General features: G+C 62.3%; 18 protein-coding genes. 3 read left to right on the forward strand and 15 right to left on the reverse strand.

From position 1 onward, the window contains the following. Window positions 1-56: 56 nt before the first annotated feature. The gene (locus tag ACSSVQ_RS06405) at window positions 57-827 is read left to right on the forward strand and encodes an SDR family NAD(P)-dependent oxidoreductase (RefSeq protein ID WP_454181594.1); all 771 of its coding nucleotides are present in this window, start codon (window positions 57-59) and stop codon (window positions 825-827) included. 74 nt (window positions 828-901) lie between these two features. Here ACSSVQ_RS06405 and ACSSVQ_RS06410 read toward each other — a convergent pair whose 3' ends face one another. Both ACSSVQ_RS06410 and ACSSVQ_RS06415 read right to left on the reverse strand, forming a co-directional pair. Continuing rightward, window positions 902-1,393, reverse strand: a complete 492-nt coding sequence (locus tag ACSSVQ_RS06410) for a VOC family protein (protein ID WP_454181596.1) — start codon at window positions 1,391-1,393, stop codon at window positions 902-904. A 139-nt stretch (window positions 1,394-1,532) separates the two neighbouring features. Further along, the gene (locus ACSSVQ_RS06415) at window positions 1,533-1,760 is read right to left on the reverse strand and encodes a hypothetical protein (protein WP_454181598.1); all 228 of its coding nucleotides are present in this window, start codon (window positions 1,758-1,760) and stop codon (window positions 1,533-1,535) included. A gap of 378 nt (window positions 1,761-2,138) precedes the next feature. On the opposite strand from ACSSVQ_RS06415, the gene ACSSVQ_RS06420 reads away from it, so the two are divergent. Further along, window positions 2,139-4,427: an arylsulfatase gene (locus tag ACSSVQ_RS06420; protein WP_454181600.1), complete on the forward strand. Its 2,289-nt coding sequence runs from the start codon at window positions 2,139-2,141 to the stop codon at window positions 4,425-4,427. A 60-nt stretch (window positions 4,428-4,487) separates the two neighbouring features. Here the strand turns inward: ACSSVQ_RS06420 and ACSSVQ_RS06425 are convergent, their stop codons facing one another. The 3 genes from ACSSVQ_RS06425 to ACSSVQ_RS06435 all read right to left on the reverse strand — a co-directional run bounded on the left by ACSSVQ_RS06425 (window position 4,488) and on the right by ACSSVQ_RS06435 (window position 7,295). After that, a complete protein-coding gene (locus ACSSVQ_RS06425; protein ID WP_454181602.1) occupies window positions 4,488-5,753 on the reverse strand; it encodes a cytochrome P450 in 1,266 nt (421 codons plus the stop codon). A gap of 107 nt (window positions 5,754-5,860) precedes the next feature. Next, the gene (locus ACSSVQ_RS06430; RefSeq protein ID WP_454181604.1) at window positions 5,861-6,448 is read right to left on the reverse strand and encodes a TetR/AcrR family transcriptional regulator; all 588 of its coding nucleotides are present in this window, start codon (window positions 6,446-6,448) and stop codon (window positions 5,861-5,863) included. Window positions 6,449-6,662: 214 nt separating this feature from the next. Next, window positions 6,663-7,295, reverse strand: coding sequence for a TetR/AcrR family transcriptional regulator (locus ACSSVQ_RS06435; RefSeq protein ID WP_454181605.1), 633 nt, complete (start codon window positions 7,293-7,295; stop codon window positions 6,663-6,665). Window positions 7,296-7,437: 142 nt separating this feature from the next. On the opposite strand from ACSSVQ_RS06435, the gene yghU reads away from it, so the two are divergent. Continuing rightward, entirely contained in the window at window positions 7,438-8,292 is an 855-nt protein-coding gene (gene yghU / locus ACSSVQ_RS06440) for a glutathione-dependent disulfide-bond oxidoreductase (protein WP_454181607.1), read from the forward strand. A 42-nt stretch (window positions 8,293-8,334) separates the two neighbouring features. Here the strand turns inward: yghU and ACSSVQ_RS06445 are convergent, their stop codons facing one another. The 10 genes from ACSSVQ_RS06445 to ACSSVQ_RS06490 form a co-directional block, all read right to left on the reverse strand. Continuing rightward, window positions 8,335-9,210, reverse strand: a complete 876-nt coding sequence (locus tag ACSSVQ_RS06445) for a fatty acid desaturase (protein ID WP_454181609.1) — start codon at window positions 9,208-9,210, stop codon at window positions 8,335-8,337. Then, window positions 9,207-9,401 (reverse strand): hypothetical protein, encoded by a 195-nt coding sequence (locus ACSSVQ_RS06450; protein ID WP_454181611.1) that lies wholly within the window; start codon window positions 9,399-9,401, stop codon window positions 9,207-9,209. The genes ACSSVQ_RS06445 and ACSSVQ_RS06450 overlap by 4 nt, the downstream gene beginning before the upstream one ends. A 37-nt stretch (window positions 9,402-9,438) precedes the next feature. Then, window positions 9,439-10,668, reverse strand: a complete 1,230-nt coding sequence (locus ACSSVQ_RS06455; protein ID WP_454181613.1) for an FAD-dependent oxidoreductase — start codon at window positions 10,666-10,668, stop codon at window positions 9,439-9,441. Further along, window positions 10,661-11,845, reverse strand: coding sequence for an L-2-amino-thiazoline-4-carboxylic acid hydrolase (locus ACSSVQ_RS06460; RefSeq protein ID WP_454181615.1), 1,185 nt, complete (start codon window positions 11,843-11,845; stop codon window positions 10,661-10,663). Before ACSSVQ_RS06460 ends, ACSSVQ_RS06455 begins: the two co-directional genes overlap by 8 nt. Window positions 11,846-11,950: 105 nt before the next feature. Beyond that, entirely contained in the window at window positions 11,951-13,174 is a 1,224-nt protein-coding gene (locus ACSSVQ_RS06465) for a tetratricopeptide repeat protein (RefSeq protein WP_454181617.1), read from the reverse strand. Between the two features lie 16 nt (window positions 13,175-13,190). Further along, on the reverse strand, window positions 13,191-13,616 hold the full coding sequence (locus tag ACSSVQ_RS06470; RefSeq protein ID WP_339614568.1) for an ExbD/TolR family protein: 426 nt from the start codon (window positions 13,614-13,616) through the stop codon (window positions 13,191-13,193). 13 nt (window positions 13,617-13,629) lie between these two features. Beyond that, complete coding sequence (locus ACSSVQ_RS06475) at window positions 13,630-14,061, reverse strand: ExbD/TolR family protein (RefSeq protein WP_454181618.1); 432 nt, start codon at window positions 14,059-14,061, stop codon at window positions 13,630-13,632. Window positions 14,062-14,088: 27 nt separating this feature from the next. Further along, window positions 14,089-15,030, reverse strand: coding sequence for a MotA/TolQ/ExbB proton channel family protein (locus ACSSVQ_RS06480; protein ID WP_454181620.1), 942 nt, complete (start codon window positions 15,028-15,030; stop codon window positions 14,089-14,091). A gap of 80 nt (window positions 15,031-15,110) precedes the next feature. Next, window positions 15,111-15,752, reverse strand: a complete 642-nt coding sequence (locus tag ACSSVQ_RS06485) for an energy transducer TonB (RefSeq protein ID WP_454181621.1) — start codon at window positions 15,750-15,752, stop codon at window positions 15,111-15,113. Between the two features lie 191 nt (window positions 15,753-15,943). Further along, window positions 15,944-16,429, reverse strand: a complete 486-nt coding sequence (locus ACSSVQ_RS06490) for a flavin reductase family protein (RefSeq protein WP_454181623.1) — start codon at window positions 16,427-16,429, stop codon at window positions 15,944-15,946. Between the last annotated feature and the right edge of the window lie 19 nt (window positions 16,430-16,448).

A 16,448-nucleotide genomic window follows, 5' to 3' on the forward strand; every position in this document is an offset into this window, starting at 1 on the left:
GGTGCGGGCGCTCCCGAGGGAGCGCCCGTTTCCTTTTCAGATAGAGGGAGGAAGCGATGACGGAATTGAGCCGGTCGGTGAAAGGGCTGACGGTGCTGGTGACGGGCGCGGCAAGCGGCATGGGCCGCGCGACGGCGGAAGTCTTCGCCGCCGAGGGCGCCAATGTGGCGGTGACGGATTACAATGGCGAGGGCGCGGCGAAAGTCGCAGACGGCATCACCGCGAAAGGCGGCAGCGCGAAGGCCTGGACCTTCGATGTCGGCAACAAGGACGAGATCACGCGCGTCGTCAGCGACGTGGCGGCGCATTTCGGCGGGATCGACTCCGTCGTCAACAATGCGGGCATTTCAGGCTTCCTGCCCATCGACGACGAGGGCTATGACGCGCTTTTCGAACGGATGCTGACTGTGTGCCTGACGGCGCATCAGCGCATCATCCGGGCGGCGCTGCCTCACCTGCGCAAATCATCCGCGCCGCGCATCGTGAACATCGCCTCCACCGAAGCGCTGGGTGCGACGGCGCTGGACAGCCCCTATTCCGCCGCCAAGGCGGGCGTGACGGGGCTCACCCGCGCACTGGCCGTCGAACTCGGCAAGGAAGGCATCACGGTCAATTGCGTCTGCCCGGGGCCGATCTCCACCGGCATGACGGAAGCCATTCCCGATGAGCACAAGGAAATCTATGCCAAGCGCCGCACGGCGATGCGGCGCTACGGGCTGCCGGAAGAGGTCGCGCATATGACGCTGAGCCTCTGTCTGCCCGCGGCGTCCTACATTACCGGGGTGACCATACCGGTCGATGGCGGACTGATGGCGCGCAACGCCTGAGCGAGACGCTAAACAAAAACAGGGCGGCGCGCCTATGAGCAAAACGCGCCGCCCGGCCCCCCAATTTCAATTCGCTATTCGCGAGTGTAATGCGCCGGGATTTCCGGATTTTCCCCGCCCTTGCGCCAGAGCACGATTTCATTGCCCCAGGGATCGCGGAAGGAATGGTTCAGGCCGTTGAACTCCTTCCAGTAGTGATCGCGCCAGAGGATTTCCGCGCCGCGCTTTTCCGCATCCGCCAGAATGCGCTCCGGGCTGTCATCGTCACTCACGAGAATCCAGAGGCGGGGTTTACGCCCCTCGCCCGCCAGCACGCGCGGCTCCACGCCATCCGGGTTCGGATGGGGGCGCGCATTAGCGGCGTTGTGGATACCGATATGGAAATTGCCGATCTGGCTTTCCGACCCGTCCGGGTTCAAGGCGTTGCCGCCGGGCACCATGCGATGAAAGACGCCATAGGGCCGGGGATCGTTTTCCCAGCCGAATATGTCGGCATAGAACTCGGCGCAGGCCGCCGGATCGTCGGAGGAAAGGTCAACAAAGATAAGCGTATTGGGATAAGGCAAAGTCGGCGTCCCCGTCGTCAAAAACCGAACGCCGGCATGGCGCTCTCAGGGGAGTCTCGTCGGAGCGGGCGAATATTGTCTTGTCCCAATACGCCCTATTGCTGGACCGGCTTCATCGCCCGGGGGCGGACGTCGCTTTTCAGGCGACTTCCACGCCCGGCATGGGGGCCGATGTCCAGCCGAGGATGCGCGGCACGCCGTCGCCATTCATCCAGTCCGATGCCTGCTTGACCGCCGCGACCTCCTCTTCTTGACCGAAGGCGGCCAGCGCATGCTCCCGCGACGGCGCAAGGACAAGGCAGATATCGAGGGGGTGTTCCGATTCCTCGTGCTTCAGATGCAACTCATACAGTTTCATGAGAGCCATGATCCTCTCCCTGTTTTCTTCTTGCTTCTTCAGAGCTCGAAAGGAGTTGCCTGGAGTGCCTTCCGGCATCCTAAGGTAGGGAGAGACTGAGCGCTTTTCCACGCAGTTTTATGAACTCGATCAGTATTATGGAGTGTCTTTGGAATAATTTTTTGTCATGTCGCATTGCACTGCGAATTTTTTGCAATAACCCTGTCTTCAGTGCTGAACGGAAAAAGTAATAGAGGACACAGAATTAATTTAACTCAAATTCTCACAGGCGGGCGCATGCCCCGCCTTGGACAGACCGGATCCCGCCTACTGCCCAACTTAATGATTTACATTAATTATGGTGCGCCCTAGCCTTTCTCCGGAAACATGCTCTGGGAGGAGACAGGAATGAGCTATCGGCACCCCGCGGAACCGGATTTCGAAGGCGAGATCGGCAAGACGGTCCAGGACTCGCAACCGGCCTGGCCGGGCGGTGCCTCGGCCAACGGCAAGCCCAATGTGGTGATGATCGTGCTCGACGATACAGGGTTTGCGCATCTGGGCTGCTATGGCTCCACCATCACCACGCCGAATATCGACCGGCTGGCCGGCGAGGGGCTGAAATTCACCGGCTTCCACACCACCGCTCTCTGCTCCTCTTCCCGCGCCTGCCTGCTGACGGGCCGTAACCACCATGCGGTGGGGATGCGCGCGGTCTCCAATATGGATACGGGCTATCCGAATATGCGCGGCGCGGTGACGAAATCCGCCGCGACCATCGCCGAGATATTGCGCGAAGATGGCTTCACCACATTCGCGACCGGCAAATGGCATCTGGCGCCGATGGCGGAATGCACCGCGGCGGGGCCCTATCACAACTGGCCGCTGCAACGCGGCTTTGACCGCTATTACGGTTTCCTGCAGGGCGAGACGGACCAGTTCTACCCCGAGCTCACCCATGACAATCACTTCATCGACCAGCCCGCTTCGCCGGAAGAGGGCTATCACGTGTCGGAAGACATTGTGGACAAGTCCATCGGCTTCATCCGCGACACGGTGTCGGTGGTGCCGGAACGGCCCTTCTTCCTCTATCTCGCTTTCGGCGCGATGCATGCGCCGCATCAGGCACCGGATGAGTATCTCGAAAAATATCGCGGCAAGTTCGACGAGGGCTGGGACGTCGCACGCGAACAATGGTTCGCGCGGCAGAAAAAAATGGGCGTCATTCCGGAGAACACCGAACTCGCGTCGCGCAATCCCGGCGTGAAGCCGTGGGACGAGCTTTCCCGGAATGAGCAACGCTTTGCCGCCCGGCTACAGGAAGCCTTCGCGGCGATGCTGGACCATACCGACGACCAGATCGGCCGGCTGATGGCGGCGCTGGAAGAGCTGGGCCTCGACGAAAACACGATCTTCCTGCTCGTCTCGGATAATGGAGCCAGCCAGGAAGGCGGGCCGACCGGCGTTTTCGACGAGATGAAATATTTCAACATGATGCCGGAGGATGTCGACAAGGCCGTCGAGCGGCTCGACGATATCGGCACGCTGAACAGCCACAGCAATATTCCCTGGGGCTGGGCGCAGGCGGGAAACACGCCGCTCAAATGGTACAAGCAGAATACGCATGGCGGCGGCGTGCGCGATCCACTGATCGTGCGCTGGCCCGCAAAGCTCGGCAAGGAGGGCGCCATAAGGCGGCAGTTCTGCCATGCGATCGACATTGCGCCGACGCTGATGGACCTGATGGGGATCGAACCGCCGGAAACGGTGGCGGGCGTGCCGCAAATGCCGATCCACGGAGCAAGCCTTAAAGAGATATTGTTCGACGGGTCCGCCGCGCCTTCCCGCTCCACCCAATATTTCGAGATGGGTGGCGACCGCGGCATCTGGGTCGATGGCTGGAAGGCGGTAACGCATCACACGCGCGGCGTGCCTTTCGAGGACGACCAGTGGGAGCTATATCATCTCGATACAGATTTTTCGGAATATCACGACCTTGCGGCGACTGAGCCGGAACGACTGAAGGAGATGGTGGAAATCTGGTGGCGGGAAGCCGAAAAGCACGGCGTGCTGCCGCTGGACGACCGGGGCGCGTTCGACCTCTTCCGCGCCTCACGCCGTCCCGGCATGCCGACCTCGCGCAACCGCTTCGTCTATTATCCGCCGCTCTCGCATATCGTGGCCGATGCCTGTCCGCCCGTCTTCCGCGGCTGGCGCATGACATTTTCGCTGGATCATCCCAAGGGAAACGGCGACGGTGTGCTGGTAGCGCGCGGCAACATCAATAGCGGTTATGTGCTCTATATCGAAAACGGGCAGCTGCATTTCGACTTCAACTGCTTTCACGACCACACGCTGGTGAGTTCCACCCTGCCCGTTCCGACGGGCGCGCATGAAATATCGGCCGAGATCTCGCCCAATCTCGAAGGCGGCGCGGCGGTGGCGCTCCGCTTCGACGGCGAGGAAGCGGGACACGGCACGATCCCCAAAATGCTTTTCATGATTTCAAGCATCGGGATGGATTTCGGCCGGAGCCCCGCTCCCGTCAGCAATGCCTATGACGCGCCTTTCGCCTATCCGGGCCGCATTTCCCGGGTGACGTTCGACCTGCCGCCGCGAAAGCGCGACAAGGACGCCCGGGAGGCCGCCGACAAGGCCGATGAGGCGCAGGTCCGCGCCGCGCTGTCCCGTCAGTAAATGAAAAAGCCCCTCGCCTTTCGGCGAGGGGCTTTGCGTTCATTGCGTTATCCGCGTCGCTCAGTTGCGCTTGGGGATCACGACCTTCATGGACTCATAGCCCTTCACGAAGGTCGAATAGACACGCTTGGGCTCTTCCACCAGCACGACTTCCGGGAAGCGCTTCAGGATTTCCTCCCAGATGATGGTGAGCTGCAGCTCGGCCAGGCGATTGCCCACACAGCGGTGAATGCCGAAGCCGAAGGAGATGTGCTGGCGCGGACGCTCGCGGTCGATGATGTAGGCGTTCGGGTTGTCGATGACTTCTTCATCGCGATTGCCGGAGACGTACCACATGACGACCTTGTCGCCTTCGCGGATCTTCTTGCCCTTGAACTCGGTATCCTGGTTTGCCGTGCGGCGCATATGCGCGAGCGGCGTCTGCCAGCGGATCGTTTCCGAGACCATGGAGGGGATCAGATCCGGGTTTTCGCGCAGCTTCTTGTACTGGTCCGGGTTCTTGTTGAGCGCATAGATCGAACCGGAAATGGTGTTGCGCGTGGTGTCGTTGCCGCCCACCGTCAGAAGCACCACATTGCCGAAATATTCCCGCGCTTCCATGTTCCGGGTTTCGGGATGGTGCGCGAGCATGGAGATGAGGTCGGCATGCGGCTCCGCATTGACCTTCTTGTTCCAGAGCTCCGTGAAATAGGCGTGGTAGTCCTGGAAGATATCCATCTTCTGCTCGAGCGACTCCACCAGGCCGCCCGGCATGGGCGCGGCGGTGACGACATCCGACCAGTAGGTGATCTTGCGGCGATCTTCCTGCGGCGCATCGAAGAGCGTGGCGAGCGTCATTGCCGTCAGCTCCTTGGAGACGAGATCGACCCAGTCGAACTCTTCGCCGATGGGCAGGCCGTCGAGAATGCCCGCTGCGCGCTCGCGGATCTGCGGCGCCATCTCGGCCAGCGCATTGGGCGCGACAGCCGGGCTCACCGCCTTGCGCTGCACATCGTGCTTGGGCGGGTCCATGGCGATGAACATGGGCAGCGGATCGAAATTCGCCTGACCGCCGCCAATGGTGATGCCGCCCTTCGCGAAGTCGGAGGAGAACACCTGATGGTTCGTGTCGATGGCGACGATGTCGTGGTATTTCGTGATCGACCAGTAAGGGCCGAACTCACTCTCGGCGGTGTAATGCACCGGATCTTCCCGGCGCAGGCGCTCGAAATAGGGCCACATCGCATTGGCCTGAAAAAGCGCGGGCTGGGCGGGATCCAGCGTTTCGAGCGGTTCGGCATAGGCGGCTTCGCGTGCCTCTTCCGGATCAAGCAGTGCCATGCTCATCTCAATCTCCCTAAGCCTTTGATATTGTTCATTCGACGCATAGTAGAAGGGCTTCGAACAGCGTTCGGCAATCCCCAAAAAGGGTCCTCCGCGCCCCGCGCCCTACCTCACTCCCGGCGATTGATGAGATAGGAGGCGCCGGTAAAGAGCTTTTCGGCAATCTCGGGCGGCAGCTTGCCGTCCGGATAGGAGGACATGATCGCCGCGATCCCGCGCCCCAGCGCCCAGAGCGCGTAGGCGACATTCGGCCTTTGCCCGGCGGGCATGCGCTCATCGGCCTCCACGACGGCCTGATAGGCCAGAAAGGTCTCATATTCCGCATCCCTCAGGGAGACATGCCGCGCCATCAGGCGCTCGCTGAACATGAGCGAGAACAATGCCGGGTGCGTCTCTGCGAAATCGAAGAAGGCGCGCGCGCTGGCCTGCATCGCATTGTCGTATTCGGGGCTTGTCTGGAACCTGACGATCTGGCGGTGCAGGTCGCGAAAGCCCATCAGCGCTAGATTGAGCAGAAGCTCATCCTTGTTTGCGAAGTAGTGATAGATGGAGGTCGTGCCGATACCCGCACTTTCGGCGATGGCCCTCAGGCTCATCTTTTCAGGTCCGCGTGTCGCCAGAATGTGCGAGGCCGCCGTCAGGGCCCTGGCCCTGACGCCGCCAACTTCCAGGGACGTGAAATCGGGTCCCGACCTCATGTCTTTGCAATCCTCCCGAAGCCGGTGCAACTCCTCTTCCCGGCCATGATGCGGCACGCCCGCCTCCGAAAAAGAGGGCGTTCGCTGCTTTCCCTTATTTTAGCATGTAGGAAAGCCGCACCAATATGTCACGCGTTTGCAGCCAACTAACCGGAAGGCACGCAAGAAGCCGATGAATTTCAGCTATTTAGCGTGGGGAGCATTAAGGGGCCGATCAGGGGGCGATCACGGCCCGGACCGCGCGCGCCGCCCGGTCGATGACGCGCTCGCGGTCGCACTCGGCGGTTTCCAGCAGCATCTCGATGGAGGCATAGCCGAGTTCGACGGCCAGCCGGCACCGATCATAGGCGTCGTCGCGCGCGATATCCGGAAAGGCCTCCAGAACCCGGTCGGTGAGGAACCCGGCCACATAGGCATGGGAGGAAAGACGGATGGGCCGGAGCGAGGGGATCGCCCGGAGCGACACGATCAACGCATAGCCGCCTTCGAATGTTTCGGTGATTTCCAGGGTACGGCGGAGCAGTTCGCGTGTTCGCACCAGCTGCGCGCCGGGCTCTTCGGACATATCGACGGGCGACTCTCCGAGCGCCGCGTTCTGCGCCTCCATCAACTCTCGCCCGAGCACGGCCAAAATGGCATGCTTGTCCTCGAAATAGCGATAGAAGGTCGGCGCCGTCAGACCGGCCCGTTCAACGATGGCATTGGAGTTGAGCGCCTCCAGTCCCGCTTCGCTGAGGATTTGCTGCGCGGCGGCCAGCAGGCTGCGATAGGTCGCCTTGGCGCGGCGCTGTCGAGGTTCGACAACGGGTTTTTCCTGGAGGCTTTCGGGCGCGGAAGTTTCTTTCATACCGAGAACTTAAGAGATCGACGGGCATGCCGCAAAGGGGGAGGCAAGAGGCTTTCGGCATCCGATCACAGGGATTTGCATTGCCTTTGCGCGCGGCAGCCTCCAATTACTACATATGAAATTCCGGGAAGGAGAGTTTTACATGTCAGATAGTGAATATACGCCGCCGAAAGTCTGGACCTGGGAAAAGGACAAGAGCGAAAACCGTTTTTCCAATATCAACCGCCCCATCGCAGGCCCCACGCATGAGAAGGAACTGCCCGTCGGCAAGCATCCCTTCCAGCTCTATTCGCTGGCGACGCCCAATGGCGTGAAGGTAACGGTGATGCTGGAAGAGCTGCTGGAAGCCGGCCACAAGGGCGCCGAATACGACGCCTGGCTCATCAATATCAGCGAAGGCAACCAGTTCGGGTCGGATTTCGTGGCGATCAATCCGAATTCCAAGATCCCCGCTCTGATGGATCGCAGCACGGACAAGCCGACGCGGATTTTCGAAAGCGGCGCGATCCTGCTCTATCTCGCCGAGAAGTTCGGCGGCGCCTTCGTGCCGAAGGATCTTGCCGCGCGGGCGGAATGCTATTCCTGGCTGATGTGGCAGATGGGCTCCGCACCCTATCTCGGCGGCGGCTTCGGGCATTTCTATGCCTATGCGCCGGTGAAGATCGAATATGCCATCAACCGCTTTGCCATGGAGGTGAAGCGCCAGCTCGACGTGCTGGACCGGCAACTTGCCGACAATGAATATATCGCCGGGCCGGACTACACGATTGCCGATATGGCGATCTGGCCGTGGTACGGCGCGCTGGCCAAGGGGCTGATCTACGACGCGGGCGAGTTCCTGAGCGTGCATGAATACAAGCACGTCAATCGCTGGACCGACCAGCTTTCGGAGCGGCCCGCCGTGAAGCGGGGCCGCATGGTCAACCGCGTCTGGGGCGAGCCCGAGAGCCAGCTTCCCGAACGGCACGACGCGAGCGACTTCGAAAAGGTGAAGTAACGACGCAGAAGAGACGCATGGGCGGCGGCCCCGCCCATGCGCTCAAATCCCGTCGAGGCGGCAGCCGCGGGCTTCCAGTATCGGCCTCAGCTCCCGATAGGCCGCAGGGTTGCGGTCGAGCGGAATGCGCGGATGCAGGTGGTGGACGATGTGGTACTGCATGCCGAGCGAGAGCACGTTGCCCAGACGGGAACGGAAGGCCCGTGTGTCGCGATAGCGGCCCGTCGCCTCAGCCGGGTGATGCGGCGCCCAGGACAGAAAAAAATCGATATAGATGAAGGCGAGCTGCAAGGGCAGCCACCAGAGGAAGAAGGCTTCCAGCCCATAGCCCGACCACGCCGCCACACAGAGAACGGCCAGATAAACGAGATTATAGGCCGCTGCGTGCAGGAGAAGATCCGAGCGGCCGATGCGCATCAGACATTCCTCATAAGCCTTCCCACGCTCGCCATCCGGCTGGCGCTCGCGGATGCTGCGCCAGATCGCATGCCATGCGCCGCGCGCGCTCGTCGCGTAATCGGGATCAAGAGCGGGATCGTTCGTATGCCGATGATGTTCGAGATGGGTCTGGCGCAGCACCTCGAAGGACGAGGCAATCATCCAGCTCGTCGCATGCCCCAGGAACTCATTGAACCATCTGAGCCGTTCGCCGGGACGGGCGATGATGTCATGCTGGGCGTCATGCGTGGGCAGATAGACGAGCGTCATGTTGATGGTAGCGATGAGGAAGCCGGCCCATAGCGGCAGGAACCCGTAAAGCACCAGAGGCCAGAGCGACAGCCAAACCGCCATATTGGCGAAGGCCCAGACGACCATGAACCAGGGAAACCTACCCATATGGCGGCGCGCAATCTCGCGCTCACGTCTCATCAGCTCGGTTTCGCTCAGGCCCGCATAATCGGCTGCGTCCACGGTCATATCCATCTCCTCCAGAATTGCGCGACCAAACCCCATGCGCCGCAGACGATGGCCGAGAAGGCCAGCGGCGACAGGCCAAAGGGCGGCAGCCACCCGATCGCGTGGATTGCCTGCGCCATGACGGGCGCCATAAAACCGAACGCGAAAATGAGCGGCATGATGTAGAAGACACCGCCTATGAGCTTTTCCATGCCAGCCTCCCTCTCCTGTCGTCATTTCCACGCATCGTCATTCTCCCTCGATCATCCTGCCGAGACTCTTCAGCAGCGTTTTCTGCGTGTAGAGATACATGGACGCATTTCGCAGGCGGACGAGCGCAGGCGAGTTGACGAACATCAGCCGGGCGAGCGAACGGGACCCGTCCTGCGCCGCCTCGACACGGGAGCGCTGGCGTTTTTCATAGAGCGTCAGGGCGCGTGTCATGCCCGCCGCATCGGTTCGCGACAATTCGTCTGCCAGCGCCGCCGCCGAATCCATTGCGACGGAAGCCCCCGCCCCCGCCGTCGGCAGGAAGGCGGCGGCCGCATCGCCGAGCAGCACGACGCGTCCCTTGCTCCAGCATTTGGCGCGGCCATCATCAAGGGCCCAGAAAAAGGGTTCGTCTTCCGGTTCGAGGCTCTCCAGCGCATCGGCGAAGGGGCCTTTGCGCTTGCCGAGCTGCGTCTTCAACTCATCGACAAGCGACCGGGCCGATTTCTCCTTCAGCGCGTCGATGCGGCCGGCGAGGAAAATGCCCGTCCGATCCTTCACCGGATACAGGCCCATGCCCCAGCCGGGGCCCCAGAGTTCGCGATAGGTGCCGCCCATGGCGGAGGGGGCGTCCGTCCACATGACCCAACCGCCCCAGCCGGTGCGATAGGGCGTATATTCATCCGCCGACAGGATGAAGTCGCGCGTAGTTGAGTGAATGCCGTCGGCCGCAACGACCAGATCGAAGCGATGGCGCGATCCATCGTCGAAGGTCACATCGACACCGCCCTCATCCTGGACGAGATTGCGAATGGTCGTCCCGTAATGTACGGGCAGATCGCCAAGGCTGCCGCGCAGAAGATCGAGAAGCGCGCCGCGCTCAATGCCCTGATAGGCGCCATAGCGCTCCATGATCGGGGTGAGCGAATAATGCCGCAGCCTTTTGCCGGACATGCCTATGAATTCATAGGCATTCATAGGCCTGCTCTCGGCCAGATAAGCATCGTGAAGACCAAGCCCGTGCAGGACCCGGCCGCCAAGCGGCAGGAGGCCGAGCATGTAGCCGCTTGCTGTGACTGCGGGATTTTTCTCGATGAGGACAGGCGCCTCTCCGCGCTGCTTCAGCAGGGCGGCAAAGGTTGCGCCGGCGATCCCCGCCCCCACGATGAGGATACGAAGCCGGGCGCGGGAAAGCGTCGGCGCTATCGCATCGGCGAACGACACTTTTTGGGGCAGGCCTTCTTCATCTGTATGCGGACCGCTACTCATCGCTTTTACTCTCCGCCTCTTCGTCCTCGTCATGTTCGGGATGGAACCGGTAGCGGAAGGTGCAGCAGGGAGCCCCCTGCATCAGCGTCTGCTCGCGGGTCAGCTCCACATCCGGTGCATTCGCCGTCGCCATGTCGGTGTCGATGTCGCAAACCAGTGCGCGGCCGAGGTCCGGCTCGCCCATGGCCCGAAAGAGTTGCGCAAAGGCGCAGGACGTCACGTCATAGTCGAGGGCGCCCTCCTCCTGTCGCAACCATTTGTAGTCGACGCTGTCGCCGACGCGGCGGCCGAGATCGGCCATGGCGCTGGCCCATGCCTTTCTGGAGGGGCCGCCCGCGTTCTGCGCCGCGCGCTGCGACTTGCGGCGACGCTCCTCCGCGACGGCGCCCAGCACCAGCCTGTTCGCCTTTTCCTCTCCGATTTCCGCACGCAAGGCATGCAGGACCGGCACCAGAACCTCCGCCTGCGCTTCAACTTCACGCATAAGAGAGTCGTCAGGCTGCGTTGCAGGTGATGCAGCAGGGGCGAGCATGTTTCGGCACAACTCGATGGATTGCTGCGTACGCTCCAGCGCTTCCTCATCGGTAAGTTCCGACCAGTGTTCGACGAACCAGCGATCTGCATGAAGCGCCGCGCCGAGGGCATTGGCGACAAGGAGCGTGATGGGCATGTCGCGCCGCACGGCACCCGCCGCCTGACCGGTTTCCAGCGCCTGACGCACCCAGCCTTTCACCCGCTCGACAAGCGGCGCAAGTTCGTCGCGCAGCAGCGGCGTATCCGAATAGATGCCCTTGGCGAGCTCTGCCAGCTGGACCTTGTCGGCCATGACGAGGGTCGCCCGCATTAAAACATCGGACAGCGAGTCCCAGAAGGCGTCGGGGGATTCCGCCTTGAGCGCGACGGGCGCGGCCTCTTCCGCGATCCGGTTCAATGCGCGGTCCACGACGAGCCGGTAGAGGGCCGCCTTGTCGCGCGCATAGTGATAGGCCTGCCCCTTGCTGATACCCGCGCGCTCCAGAATGCGGTTAAGGGACGCGCGGTCGAAACCATGTTCGGCGAATTCGGCCTCCGCCGGATCCAGCAATTGCGCCTGACGATCCGGCGAAAGGGCGCGAAACCGTTCCTCCGGGCTTTCAGGAGCCCGGGGCCGGCGTTTTTTGTCATCGGAAGCTGTCATGCGCCCTTTTTAGACCGGCGGTCTAAACAAGGCAAGAAATTTTAGACCACTGGTCTAAAGTCGCTTTAGCGCCGCCCGGAGAGAGGCCGACCGGCTATTCGTCTGTCAGACCAGCAGCAACCAGGCCTGTGCCAGCCGCGCCGCCTTCCCGTCCTTGATGCCTGCAAGAGCCTTTCGCGCCTCGGCCTTCCTGCCGGTGGCAAGATAGGCCTGCGCCAGATGCAGGCGCGTCAGGCCGGCTTCCGGGAGAGAGGCCGCCAGCGCCGATTTGTAGAGCGCGATCGCCTTGTCGTATTGGCCATAGCTGGCATAGGCCTCGCCGAGCGCCGCCTTGCCCTTCGGGCCGGGGGCGTCCTTTGCCAGCGACAGCTTGTCCTCGGCCGCAAGCTTCTTTGCCATATTGAGCAGGCGCAGTTCGCGGTTCTTGTCCTTGCCGCCGAGCACACCTTTCTTGAAGCCTTCATCCATCAGCGCCTTCGCCTCGCCCGGCAGGCCGAGTTGAATGGCGATCTGGGCCGCCTCCATGTAGCGGCGGGAGCTGTCCATATAGCCTTTCGCGCGCAGGATACGGTCGAGTTCCAGCGTCATGCGGTCCGATGTGCCGATGGCGCGCTGCGTATCCGCCAGATACTGCTTCCAGTACACATCTGACGGCGCATATTTTACGAGCTTCCGGAGTGCCGAGGCGCGCATCTTCTTGTCGCCCGCCTGCTGGGCGCTGGCCATCTGGATCTGCAGCCAGGATTCCTCCGGCGCCTTCCCGGATTTTTCCGCAGCCGCCACAAGCGCGGCGGCGGATTTCACGGCAGCTGGATAGTCCTTACGCAGATAGTCGCTCTGCATCACCAGAACCTGCATGTTCCGGTCGGGTCCGAAGGACTTCTGGTACTGCGTCGCAAAGGACGCAGCCTTGCCATACATCTTGCCGCGATAGGCCATGTCGGCCAGCGCCTGAAGCCGCTTGGGCTTTTGCGCGGCAGGGACATAGGACGAGCCATAGGACGCCTCATAGGCCTTCACCGCCGAGGCGTAGTCGCCGAGGCGGGCGGCGAGATAGCCCATGAAATCGTTCACGACGAAGCTCTCATAAGCCGTCTTCTTTTTGACGGCTGCGGCTTCGCGCGTCTTCTTCATCGCGGCTGCGTATTTTCCAGCCTTGGCGAGTTTCTGCGCGGCCTGAAGCGGCTTGCCGACTTCAACAGACATGGTTTCGGCGGCCTGCGCGGCGGCGGGCGCCATCACCGCTGCCGCCATGCCGAGGGGCAGGGCCGCTGCCAGAATGAGGCTGCGTGCGAATTTGAAGATGTCGAATTTACTCAAGCTACTCATGGGAAACCGTTTCCCCTCAATCCATATATTGTTCATTACCGACGAAGCCGATTTTGGTGACGCCGAGGCGTTGCGCAGCGGACAGCACCTTGGCGACATAGTCGTATTTGACGAGCCGGTTGGGCCGCAGATGCACTTCCGGCTGCGGCTGCATCCCGGCGATCTCGGTGAACTTGTCTTCAAGGTCCACCGTGGTCGGGACGGCGTTGCCGTTCCAGAACACCGTGCCGTCGAAGTCGACTTCGAGATCCACGACGACGGGATCGGGACGCTCGTCGCTCACCGTCATCTGCGGCATGTCCAGCTTCACAGCCTGGGTCTGCAGCGGAATGGTGATGATGAGCATCACGAGAAGAACAAGCAACACGTCGATCAGCGGCGTGGTGTTCATCTCCACCATCGGTTCGTCGTCGCCGCCTTCCGTGCCCACATTCATTGCCATGTCGACTTACTCCTCATGCACCATTGGGCGGGGTGGGCTCCGTGATGAAGCCGACCTTGCGGATGCCTGCGCGCTGCGCGGCCACGATCAGCCGCCCGATCGCCTCGAAGCGGACCTCCGCATCGCCGCGCACCTGGATCTCCGGCTGCGGGGTCATCGCCGACACCTCCTTCAGCTTGTCCAGAAGCGCCTGCCTGTCCGGCACCGCGGACGCGTTCCAGTAGTAGTTGCCGTCCGCATCCACCGCGACGGTGATGTTCTCAGGCTTGGTGTGGTTCGCTTCGCTGTCGGCCACCGGCAGGTTCACCGGCACCGTCTGGATCGCCACGGGGATGGTGATCAGGAAGATGATGAGAAGCACCAGCATCACATCCACCAGCGGCGTGGTGTTGATCGCCGAGATCACTTCCTCGTCGCCATCTTCGCTACCGACATTCATTGCCATGACATCACCTCCATTCCGATGACGACATCAGGCCCGACGGCCGGTGAGAATGCGCAGATGGACTTCCGTGGCAAAGCGCTTCGCGCGGGAGGTGACGCCCTTGTTGCGGCGCATCAGCAGGTTGTAGCCGAGCACCGCGGGCACGGCGACGGCAAGGCCGATGGCCGTCATGATGAGCGCCTCGCCCACCGGGCCCGCCACCTTGTCGATCGAGGCCTGTCCCGACATGCCGATCGCCACCAGCGCGTGGTAGATGCCCCACACCGTGCCGAAGAGACCGACAAAGGGCGCGGTGGAGCCGACGGTGGCCAGGAAGGCGAGACCGCCCTGCAGCTTCTGCGTCAGCGTTTCCACGCCACGATTGAGCGCGGCGGCCGACCAGTCGGCCAGCGTCACCTCGCCCGACAGGCCCTTGTCATATTGTTCCACCGCTTCTTCGCCTTCCATCGCGATGGAGCGGAAGGAGTTTCGCTCCGGCAGGGCGGCGATGCCTTCCTTCAGCGTGGAGGTCGGCGCGAAGAGCTTGATCACCCGGTTGAACTGATCGAACAGACGGCGCTGTTCGAAGAGCTTTGTGATGAGGATGTACCAGGATCCCATCGACATCAGCGCGAGAATGAGCAGCGTGCCCTTGGACACGAAGTCGCCCTGGTTCCAGAGCGCGCTCAGCCCGTAGGGATTGGCCGGTTCTTCATCCATGGCCACATCGGCCATCGGCCCTTCGGCGGGAACTTCGCCCTCTTCCGCCGCCATGGCGTCTTCGCCGGCGGGCAGGTCACCCGGTTCCGGTAGGCCCGCTTCATCAGTCGCAGGCGCCTGGTCGTCCGCCGCGGGCACCGGGTCGTCCGCCGGTGCAGCGTCTTCCGCCGCGGGCGCCGCCGCCTCCTGCGCATGGAGGGCGGGCGAGATCAGCAGGCCCGCCCCGAGCGTCGCGGCGACAGCGAGTGCTTTCAGGGAAGGGATCGTCAAAACAAACCGCGTATTCATCTCATCAGGTCCTTTAACTCGTCTACGCTTGCGCACCTCGACGGCGCGGCTTCACACTCTCGTCAATCCGTCAGCTTGAATGCGACGGCAAACTTGATCCAATGGCCCACCGGCTTGCCGTTCTGCATCGCCGGCAGGAAGTGCCATTTGCGCTTGGCGTGAATGAGGGCCGTCTTGTCGAGACGGGGAAAGCCGCTCGACTGCGCGATCCTGCCCTTCGTCACATCGCCGGTTTCGTCCACATAAAGCTCCAGTACGACGCGCCCCTCTTCGCCCATGCGCCGCGAGGCGGCGGGATAAGGCGGCTGCGTATTGCCGTGGCTCGGGTCGGCCCGGGGACCCGTCACTGCCGGCTTCTGCTGACGCTTCACGGGCTGCGGCTCCGGCTTCGTCTCCTGCACCGCCTGGATGGCCTTGGGCGCGGGCGGCGGCGTTTCGAGCTTGATCTCCGGCGGCGGTATATAGGCAGGCTCCGGCGGCGCCAGATCCGGCGGCGGGGGCGGCGTCTCAGGCGCGGGCGGCTCCGGCGCGCTTTCCTCTTCCAGGAGCGTCACCTGAAGCGGCACCTGCGCTTCTTCCTCATCCTTGCTGCCCAGCCCGAAGACAAGCGCCGCCAGCAGCACGACATGCAGCCCCAGCACAATCGCCAGTCCAACAACGCGGCTCGATCCCGGATGGCCTTCCCGAAAGTCCAGCGAACTCAAATAATCAACTCCTCGAACTAATACTGTCGCCCGCCATGCCGGAACGATGGCATGCAGCCGATAGGCACTCCCGCATTTGCACAACCGGTGCCACGATCATTTGCGGCTCCGCACTTCCCGGCCGAGCGGTGCGTCTGCACGGTAACCAGTTTCCGTAACAGTAAGATCACCCCGTTTGCGACAGGGACGTTTCATGACGAAACCAGCTCCCGGAACGCGCTCTTGAAGTAGAGAAGCGGTTCCGTTTCGCCCGGGCAGTCCACGAAAAGCACCCGCCCCACAAGGATTTCGTGGTCGCCGCCGTCGTGAACCATTTCCAATGCGCAATCGATCGTGGAGCTGTTCTCCGCAAAGAGCGGCGCGCCCGTGACTTCGCTCTGCCAGTCCACACCCTCGAATTTCGGTCCGCCTTTGGAAGAGGCGAATTTTCGGGCAATACCGGCCTGTTCTGCCGAAAGAATGTTCACTCCGAAAAAACCGGCGTCGCGAATGGCTGCGAGCGTGTTGCTGCCGCGGTCCATGCTGACCAGCACCAGGGGCGGGTCCATGGAGAGCGCGGAGAAGGCGCTGACCGTGGTGCCCGCCGGGGCGCCGTCCTTTAGCGTGGTGACAATCGTGACGCCGCTTGCGAAGCAGCCCAGCGCGCCGCGGAACAGATCCGCATCTATTTCGGCCATATCCCGCCTGTCTTTCAAT

The sequence above is a fragment of the Parvibaculum sp. MBR-TMA-1.3b-4.2 genome (assembly GCF_053628815.1).